8 protein-coding genes are annotated in these 8,556 nt (G+C 64.7%); 1 reads left to right on the top strand and 7 read right to left on the bottom strand.

The window, feature by feature from the left end:
* The 7 genes from KGM94_RS20940 to KGM94_RS20910 all read right to left on the bottom strand — a co-directional run.
* Positions 1 to 996, bottom strand: a 996-nt coding sequence (locus tag KGM94_RS20940; RefSeq protein WP_300263656.1) for an ABC transporter substrate-binding protein, incomplete at its 3' end; no start/stop codon positions are given.
* A 115-nt stretch (positions 997 to 1,111) separates the two neighbouring features.
* The gene (locus KGM94_RS20935; RefSeq protein WP_300263654.1) at positions 1,112 to 2,341 is read right to left on the bottom strand and encodes an ABC transporter substrate-binding protein; all 1,230 of its coding nucleotides are present in this window, start codon (positions 2,339 to 2,341) and stop codon (positions 1,112 to 1,114) included.
* A gap of 21 nt (positions 2,342 to 2,362) precedes the next feature.
* Positions 2,363 to 3,382: a branched-chain amino acid ABC transporter permease gene (locus tag KGM94_RS20930; RefSeq protein ID WP_300263652.1), complete on the bottom strand. Its 1,020-nt coding sequence runs from the start codon at positions 3,380 to 3,382 to the stop codon at positions 2,363 to 2,365.
* A 2-nt stretch (positions 3,383 to 3,384) separates the two neighbouring features.
* A complete protein-coding gene (locus tag KGM94_RS20925; protein ID WP_300263650.1) occupies positions 3,385 to 4,263 on the bottom strand; it encodes a branched-chain amino acid ABC transporter permease in 879 nt (292 codons plus the stop codon).
* 12 nt (positions 4,264 to 4,275) lie between these two features.
* Entirely contained in the window at positions 4,276 to 4,989 is a 714-nt protein-coding gene (locus tag KGM94_RS20920; protein ID WP_300263648.1) for an ABC transporter ATP-binding protein, read from the bottom strand.
* Positions 4,986 to 5,783, bottom strand: a complete 798-nt coding sequence (locus KGM94_RS20915; RefSeq protein ID WP_300263646.1) for an ABC transporter ATP-binding protein — start codon at positions 5,781 to 5,783, stop codon at positions 4,986 to 4,988. The genes KGM94_RS20920 and KGM94_RS20915 overlap by 4 nt, the downstream gene beginning before the upstream one ends.
* Positions 5,784 to 5,849: 66 nt before the next feature.
* Positions 5,850 to 6,716 (bottom strand): IclR family transcriptional regulator, encoded by an 867-nt coding sequence (locus KGM94_RS20910; RefSeq protein WP_300263658.1) that lies wholly within the window; start codon positions 6,714 to 6,716, stop codon positions 5,850 to 5,852.
* A 131-nt stretch (positions 6,717 to 6,847) separates the two neighbouring features.
* On the opposite strand from KGM94_RS20910, the gene KGM94_RS20905 reads away from it, so the two are divergent.
* On the top strand, positions 6,848 to 8,556 hold a 1,709-nt coding region (locus KGM94_RS20905), incomplete at its 3' end, for a 3-hydroxyacyl-CoA dehydrogenase NAD-binding domain-containing protein (RefSeq protein WP_300263644.1).

Genomic DNA, 8,556 nt, shown 5'->3' with positions numbered 1-8,556 from the left:
TGCCGCGGAGTAGCCGTAGACGACCGCGCCGTCGTGTCTGTCGGCCTTCGGATAGTACTGCTCGAGAAAGCCGTAGAACCTCTTCATGCCGGGATCGTCGTTCCACTGCGGATCGGAGCCATCCTTGATGTAGATGGCGGACAGGATGCCCTGCGACACCTCGACCCCGGCCGGCTCCAGCACGCCGCCGACCGAAGCCGAGACGTTGGAAATGATGTGCATGGGATGCCAGACGATCTCAGCGGCCTTCTTGATCGCCTGGGCCGTGAACTTCGGGGTGGTGATGCTGATGAAGACGTCGGCGCCCGACATCTTGAGCTTGACGACGTGTTCATCGACCGCCGGTTCGGAGGTGTCGTAGCTCTCCTCCGCGATGACCATGGAGGCTCTGGATCCGAGGCCGTCCTTCAGGCCCTTCAGATAGTCCTTGCCGAAATCGTCGTTCTGATAGAGCACGCCGATCTTCGCGTCCGGCTTTTCCTTCATGATGTACTTGGCGTAGATGCGCGCCTCGCTGGCGTAGCTCGGCTGCCAGCCCATGGTCCAGGGATAGTGCGCGGGGTCGTTCCACTTCGAGGCGCCGCTCGCCACGAACAGCTGCGGCACCTTCTTGTCGTTCATGTACTTGCGGATGGCGGTGTTGGTGGAGGTGCCGAGCGAGTTGAAGATCAGCAGCACCCCGTCGCCTTCGACGAGCTTGCGTGCCTGCTCGACCGTCTTGGGCGGGGAGTAGCCGTCGTCATAGGAGATGAACTTGACCTTGCGCCCGTTGATGCCGCCCTCGGCATTGATCTTGTTGAAATAGGCCTCCTCGGTCTTGCCGATCACCCCATAGGCGGAGGCCGGGCCGCTGTAGGGCACGATGTTGCCGATCCTGATCTCGGCGTCCGAGGCGCCGGTGTCGTACTTCTTTTGCGCTTGGACGGGGCCGCTGGCTGCGGTGCAGAAGACGAGTGCGGCCGACAGGGCCGCAAGCTGGAAACGGACGGCAGTCATTGGTCCCCACCCCCGGGATTGGATTGGCGCCGCATTCAACAGGATTGCCGGGCCAACAAAAAGCCCCCGCGGACGGTCCGCGGGGGCTTGATGCTACGACCGTTGCTCCGGAGCATCACTCCGGGGCGACGTCGCCGCTGATGGTTTCGCCGAACAGCTCCCACTTCTCGCCCTTGAACCGCTGCATCTGCAACTGGCTGATCGGGGCGAAGTCGGTCGGGCCGGTATTGATCTTGACGCCGGGCAGCAGGGTGTCCGGAATAAAGTCCTTCAGGCTCGCGGCCTGCTTCATGACGTTGGCGCGGGTCAGGTCGTCGCCGCACATCTCGAGCACCTTCGCCAGGGTCTGTGCGGCGCCGTAGCCGTAGATCAGGCCGCCGTCGGTCTTGTCGGCACCGGGCAAGTACTTGTCGACGAACTCGTTCCACTTCTTCAGGCTGACGTCGTTGGCCCATTGCGGATCGGTGGCGTCCTTGGCGTAGGCCGCCGACAGCACGCCCTGGGCGTTGTCGAAGCCGGCCGGCTTCATCACGCTGCCGACCGAGGCCGACACGTTGGTGATGATCTGCAGCGGCTTCCAGCCGAGTTCGGCGGTCTTCTTGATGGTCTGGGCGCCGAACTTCGGCGTCGTGTAGATCAGCAGCACGTCGGGATTGGCGGCCTTGATCTTGACGATGTGGGAATCGATCGACGGCTCGGAAATCTCGTAGCTCTCCTCCACGGTGATCATGGAAGCCGCCTTGGCGCCGAACCCGTCCTTGGTGCCCTTCAGGTAGTCCTTACCGAAATCGTCGTTCTGGTAGAGAATCGCGACCTTGGCGTCGGGCTTCTCCTTGAGCAGGTACTTCGCATAGATATGCGCTTCGCTCTGGTAGGAGGGCTGCCAGCCGATGGTCCAGGGGAAGTTCTTCGGATCGTTCCACTTGGTCGCGCCGGTGGCGACGAAGAGCTGCGGAATCTTCTTCGCATTCAGGTACTTCTGGATCGCCGTGTTCGACGGCGTGCCGAGCGGGTTGAACACGACCAGCACCTCGTCGCTCTCGACGAGCTTGCGGACCTGTTCGACCGCCTTCGGCGGCGAGTAGCCGTCGTCGTAGGTGACGAAGTTGATCTTGCGGCCGTTGATGCCGCCCCGGTCGTTGATCATCTTGAAGTAGGCTTCCTCGGTCTTGCCGATGATGCCGTAGGCGGACGCCGGACCACTATACGGCATGATGTTGCCGATCTTGATCTCGGTGTCGGATGCGCCGGTGTCGTACTTCTTTTGGGCGAGTGCTGCGCCGGAGGTGAACGTCATGACCGCCGTCGCAAGCGCGGCGATTCGTAGTTTTTGGCTCAAGAGCAATTTGGTCTCCTTCAGTTGGTTTCAGGTCTTTCTGAGCTTGCCGATCAGTTGCTGGCCGACGATGGCGATCTGCCTCGCGCCGTGGGGTACGAGGAAGATGACGAGGAACAGCAGTACGCCGAACACCGCGCCGGAGAGGCCCTTGGAGATGCTCTCGGCGATGTTCGGAACGAAGATGATGAAGGCTGCGCCGACGAACGAGCCGGGCAGCCAGCCCACGCCGCCGACGACCATGCCGAGGAACAGCGAGATAGCGAGCGTGATCGTGTAGCTGTCGGGCGCGACGAACTGCACCGCGATTGCGCCGAGCCCGCCGGCGACGCCGGTGATGCCGGCGGAAATGCCGAAGGCGAGCGTCTTGTAGAGCGCGACGTCGACGCCCATGGCTGACGCCGCGATCTCGTTGTCGCGGATCGCCATGAAGGCGCGGCCGGAGCGGGAGCGCAGCAGGTTCACCGAGAAAATGTAGATCGCGAGCGTGACCGCCAGCGTGAAATAGTAGAGCCACATGTCCTGCGACATCTTCAGCCCGAACGGGGCGTCCGGCTTGGTGACCACCAGGCCCTGCACGCCGCCGGTCCACTGTTCGAGGAAATTCAGCTTGAGGAGCTGCGGCATGGCGGTGGCGAGCGCGAAGGTCGCGAGCGCGAGATAGACGCCCGACAGCCGCAGCGCGGGCTTGCCGAACAGGAAGCCGACGCCGAAGCAGAGCACGCCCGAGATCGGCAGCGTCAGCGCGTAGTTGACGTTGAACTGCTCCATCAGCACCGCCGAGATGTAGGCGCCGATGGCGTAGAACGCGCTCTGGCCGAGCGAGAACTGTCCGCTGCCGCCGGTGAGGATGTTCAGCGCCAGCACCGCGAGCCCGTAGATCAGGAGCATCGTCATCTGGAAGATGATGAAGTTCTTGGTGAACAGCGGCACGATCAGCAGCAGCACCACCACCACCAAGGAGGTGCCGGTGCCGAGCGTCATGGCCCGCTTCGGAACGGCCTCGACCGCCTCGTGGCCTTCTGCGACGACTTCTTCTGCAGCGCTCATGATCAAACTCGCTTGACGATGTGCCGGCCGAACAGGCCAGCGGGTTTGACGACCAGGACGGAAATGATCAGCGCGAGCGCGATCGGGAGTTTCAGCTCATTGCCGACGCCGGGGATGTAGGTGCCGGCGAGGTTCTCGAAGATGCCCATCAGGAAGCCGCCGATCACGGCGCCGAACGGGCTGGTCAGCCCGCCGAGCACCGCCGCGGCGAAGCCGTAGATCAGCACGCCGCCCATCATGTTGGGCTCCAGGAATACGACCGGCGCGATCAGCATGCCGGCGATGGCGCCGATGGCGGACGCCATGCCCCAGCCGAGCGCGATCATCCAGGAGGTGTTGATGCCGACCAGCCGGGCCGATTCCGGCAGCGCGGCCGCCGCCCGCATCGCAAGCCCGATCCGCGTGTACTGGAAGAAGAAGAACAGCCCGATCAGCAGCAGCAAGGTGACGCCGATCATGCCGGCCTGGTGGGTCGAGATCAGCTGGCTGCCGAGGAACGGCGCGGAGCCGAACGGGGTCGGATATTGCTTGATCGTGAAGTCCCAGATCAGGCCGGCGCACGAGTTGATGATCGCGAACAGCGCGATGAAGCCCGCGACGTTGGTCAGGATCGGTGCCTTGGCGAGCGGCTTGAACAGGATGCGCTCGATCGCGATGCCGCCGAGGAAGGAGAGGACCAGCGTGATCACGAAGGCACCCCAATAGGGCACGCCCCACTGCATCAGCTGCCAGGAGATGAAGGTCGCGAACATCGCCATCTCGCCCTGCGCGAAGTTGAGATGGTCGATCGCCTGGTAGATCATGACCACCGCCAGCGCCATGCAGGCATAGATGGCGCCGGTGGCAATCCCAGCCAGGATTTGGTTGGTGAAAAGCTCCATTGTCCCGGCTCCTCAGTAACCCAGATAGGATTTGCGGATGTCTTCGTTCTTCGCGATGTCCTTGGCGTTGCCCGACATCACGATGCGTCCGGTCTCGATCACGTAGGCCTGGTCGGCGAGCTCCAGCGCGAGCTGCGCGTTCTGCTCGACCACCAGGATCGTGACCTTGTCCTCGCGGTTGATCTTGCCGAGGATGCCGAACAGGTCGCGCACGACGAGCGGCGCAAGGCCGAACGACGGCTCGTCCAGCAGCATCAGCCGTGGCCGCAGCATCAGCGCGCGCGCGACCGCGAGCATCTGCTGCTCGCCGCCGGAGAGCGTGCCGGCCTGCTGGGTGTGGCGCTGCTTCAGCACCGGGAAGTGCGCGTACATGCGCTCGATGTCGGAGACGATGCCGGAATTGTCCTTCCGCGTGATGGCTCCGAGCTGCAGATTCTCCTCCACCGTCATGTTGGTGAAGGTGCCGCGGCCCTGCGGCACGTGGGCGATGCCGAAGCGCACGATGTTCTCGGTCGCGCGGTTGTTCAGCGGCTTGCCCTCGAACTCGACCGCGCCGGTGGAGCGCACCATGTTGCAGATCGCGCGCAGCGTGGTGGTCTTGCCGGCGCCGTTGGCCCCGAGCAGCGTCGTGAGCGAGCCCTCGTTGAGCGAGAAGGAAAGGCCGTGGAGGGCCTGAACCTGGCCGTAATAGGCACGCAGATCCTTGACGTTGAGCAGCGTCGTCATTGATCCTTGCTCCCGAGATAGGCCTTGATGACGTCGGGATTCGCCTGCACCTGGGCCGGCGTTCCCTCCGCGAGCTTCTTGCCGAAGTTCAGCGCGACCACGTGGTCGGCGATCGACATCACGAGCCCCATGTGATGCTCGACCAGCAGCACGGTCATGTGCCGGTCGTCGCGAATGCGGCGGATCAGGTCGCCGAGCACGTGGACTTCCTCGTGGTTGAGGCCGCCGGCCGGCTCGTCGAGCAGCAGAATCTTGGGATCCGCGGCCAGCGCGCGCGCCAGCTCGACGCGCTTCTGCGTGCCGAACGGCAGGCCGGCGACGACGGTGTGGGCGACGTCCTCGAGGTCGAGATAGGCCAACAGCTCCTTCGCCTTCCTGTTCACGCTGGCCTCGCTGCGGCGAACCCAGGCGAGCTTGAGGGAGTCGCTGATGATGTCGCTGGAGGTGCGGGCGTGGGTGCCGACGCGGACGTTGTCCATCACCGAGAGGTTGGGGAACAGCGCCACGTTCTGGAAGGTGCGGCCGATGCCGATCTCCGCGATCCGGTGCGGCGGACGCGACAGGATGCTCACGCCCTCCATCAGGATATCGCCGGACGACGGCTGGTAGAGCCGGGAGAGACAGTTGAACAGCGTGGTCTTGCCCGCACCGTTGGGCCCGATCAATCCGAGGATCTGGCCCTTGTGCATGTCGAAGGTCACGCCGTTGAGCGCGACGATGCCGCCGAACACGACGCTGACGTCGCGGACGGCAAGCAGGGGAGCAGTCCCCTGCGCGAGCTGTGCCTGCGTCATCTCGTCTCGCCCACGCGGTTGAGTGGGCCGAGGAGCGAAACTGTCCGCTCCCTGCAACGATGATGGCTACCTGATCCCCTCGGCCACACGTGCAACTTTTCCTCCTGGTTTCAGCTTCTTGCTGACTTCTTTTCGGGATGCCGGCGCAATTCCGCCCAGCGCCGCTTCGATGTTCCTTACCATCGCCACCAGACGTGGTCCAATGTCGGTGATCAATCGCTCTTCCGTGAAGCGGAATGCCGGCGCGCCACAGTTAAACGCATATGGGCCGGTTCCGTCATTGAGCTTTAGTGCTACGCCGGCGGCGTGCACGTCGGTCTGCCACTCGCCCGCGGAGATCGCGAAACCGTATTTCGCGACGGTCTCGCCGGAGCGCTCCAGGTTGTCCCGCAGCTTGGGCCAGCGGCTGCCGTAATGTTCGCGCAGGTCGCGCAACAGGGCCGCGCGCTCCTCCTCGCCGAGCGACCAGAAATAGGCGCGACCCATCGCGCTGGTTGCAATCGGCACGCGCGAGCCGACGTCGAGTTGAACGCCGAGCGTCAGCCCGTTCCGGCACTGTCCGAAATAGATCATGCTGTGACGGTCGCGGCCGCCGACCGCGACCGCGCCGCCCGTCTCGCGCATGACCTCCTCGCGGAACGGCTCGGACAAATGCCGAACCCCCAGATTGGCCAGCGCCGCGTAGCCGAGCGCCATCGCCGCCGGCGCGAGCTGATACTTTTCGAAACGGGGAACCGGTGTAAGATAGCCGAGCTTGGTCAAGGTATGGGTCAGCCGCGATACGGTTGGCTTGGGCAAATTCGTGCGGGCCGCGATCTCCTGATTGCCGAGAAGCCCGTCGTTGGGTTGAAATGCGCGCAATACGTCCAGTCCGCGGGATAGCGCCACGACGAAATTCCGGTCGGCCGCCGGCTTCTTCCCTGTACGCTTCATCCCTGATCTGCTTCTTGCGCGGAGTCGTTGACAAGGCTCGTGCTTCAAAATAACCCTGCCGTCAAGATGCGGAATTAAATTCCGCACTGCGAAATTGAACGAAAATACATCCCCACCAAGGAGGGAAAGCCGTGAGTGAAGTGGTCAAGCTCGAGCGTCAGGACGAAATCGGCATCGTCACGATCGACAGCCCCCCGGTGAACGCGCTCAGCGCGGCGGTGCGCGGCGGCATCCTCGAATGCATCAAGCAGGCAATCGCCGATCCCGCGATCAAGGGGATCGTGCTGTCCTGCGGGGGGCGGACCTTCATTGCAGGCGCCGACATCACCGAATTCGGCAAGCCGCCGAAGCCGCCCGGTCTCAACGAGGTGCTGACCGAGATGGAGAATTCGCCCAAGCCGATCGTGGCCGGGATCCACGGCACGGCCCTCGGCGGCGGTCTCGAAGTCGCGCTTGCCTGTCATTTCCGCGTCGCGATCAAGGACGCCAGGCTCGGCCTGCCCGAGGTGAAGCTCGGGCTTCTGCCCGGCGCCGGCGGCACCCAGCGCCTGCCGCGCGCGGTCGGACCCGAACTCGCGGTCAAGATGATCGTCGGCGGCGACCCGATCGGCGCCGCGGAGGCGCTGAAGAACGGGCTGATCGAGGAGATCGTCGAGGATCGGGTGGCCGGCGCTGCGGCGTTTGCGCGCAAGGTGCTCGCCGAGAAGCGGCCGCTGCGCCGGTTGCGCGATGACGACTCCAAGATCGCCGCGGCCAAGGCCGATCGCTCGATCTTCACCAATGCGGTCGCCGCCATGACCAAGAAATCCCGCGGCCTGGAGGCGCCGTTCGCGGCCGCCGACGCCGTCGGCGCGGCGATCGACCTCCCGTTCGACGAGGGCCTGAAGAAGGAGCGCGAGGGCTTCATGAAGCTCCTCGTCAGCGAGCAGTCCAAGGCGCAGCGCTATGCCTTCTTCGCCGAGCGCGAAGCCAGCAAGATCGCGGGCGTGCCCGACGGCACCAAGGCGCGCGCGGTCAGCCGCGTCGCCGTGCTCGGCGCCGGCACCATGGGCGGCGGCATCGCGATGTCCTTTGCCAATGCCGGCATCCCCGTGACCCTGATCGAGACCGCCGAGGAGCCGCTCAAGCGCGGCATGGGCATCATGCAGAAGAACTGGGAGGCGACCGCGGCGCGCGGCGGCATTCCGGCCGATGCGCCGGCCAAGCGCATGGCGCTGATCGACGGCAAGGTCGGCATCGAGAACGTCGGCGACGCCGACCTCGTCATCGAGGCGGTGTTCGAGACCATGGCGGTGAAGAAGGAAGTGTTCGGCAAGCTCGACCAGTACGCCAAGCCGGGCGCCGTGCTCGCCTCCAACACCTCCTACCTCAACATCGACGAGATCGCGAAGTCGACCAAGCGTCCGCAGGACGTGCTCGGCATGCACTTCTTCTCGCCGGCCAACGTCATGAAGCTGTGCGAGATCGTGCGCGCGGACAAGACCGCGCCGGACGCGCTCGTCACCGCCGTCAACATCGCGCGCAAGATCGCCAAGGTGCCGGCCGTGGTCGGCGTCTGCGACGGTTTCGTCGGCAACCGCATGCTGGCCCAGCGCGGCAAGCAGGCCGAGAAACTGCTGTTCGAGGGCGCGCTGCCGCAGCAGGTCGACGCCGTCGTGACCAAGTTCGGCATGCCGATGGGCCCGTTCGCGATGGGCGACCTCGCCGGCCTCGACATCGGCTGGCGCTCGCGCAAGGACCGTGGCATCAAGTCGGAGATTGCGGACGCCTTGTGCGAAGCCGGCCGCTTCGGCCAGAAGACCGGCAAGGGCTACTACAAGTACGAGCCGGGCTCCCGCGC

Source organism: Bradyrhizobium sp., assembly GCF_028868675.1.
GTDB lineage: Bacteria > Pseudomonadota > Alphaproteobacteria > Rhizobiales > Xanthobacteraceae > Bradyrhizobium.
The sequence above is the reverse complement of the archived record's forward strand: the minus strand, read 5'-3'. Positions and strand labels throughout refer to the sequence as shown.

What these genes read in the sequence shown, in the direction of transcription:
- KGM94_RS20920 (WP_300263648.1), bottom strand. Translation starts at nt 4,989, where the DNA reads ATGACGACGCTGCTCAACGTCAAGGATCTGCGTGCCTATTACGGCCAG.
- KGM94_RS20915 (WP_300263646.1), bottom strand. Translation starts at nt 5,783, where the DNA reads ATGACGCAGGCACAGCTCGCGCAGGGGACTGCTCCCCTGCTTGCCGTC.
- KGM94_RS20910 (WP_300263658.1), bottom strand. Translation starts at nt 6,716, where the DNA reads ATGAAGCGTACAGGGAAGAAGCCGGCGGCCGACCGGAATTTCGTCGTG.
- KGM94_RS20930 (WP_300263652.1), bottom strand. Translation starts at nt 3,382, where the DNA reads ATGAGCGCTGCAGAAGAAGTCGTCGCAGAAGGCCACGAGGCGGTCGAG.
- KGM94_RS20925 (WP_300263650.1), bottom strand. Translation starts at nt 4,263, where the DNA reads ATGGAGCTTTTCACCAACCAAATCCTGGCTGGGATTGCCACCGGCGCC.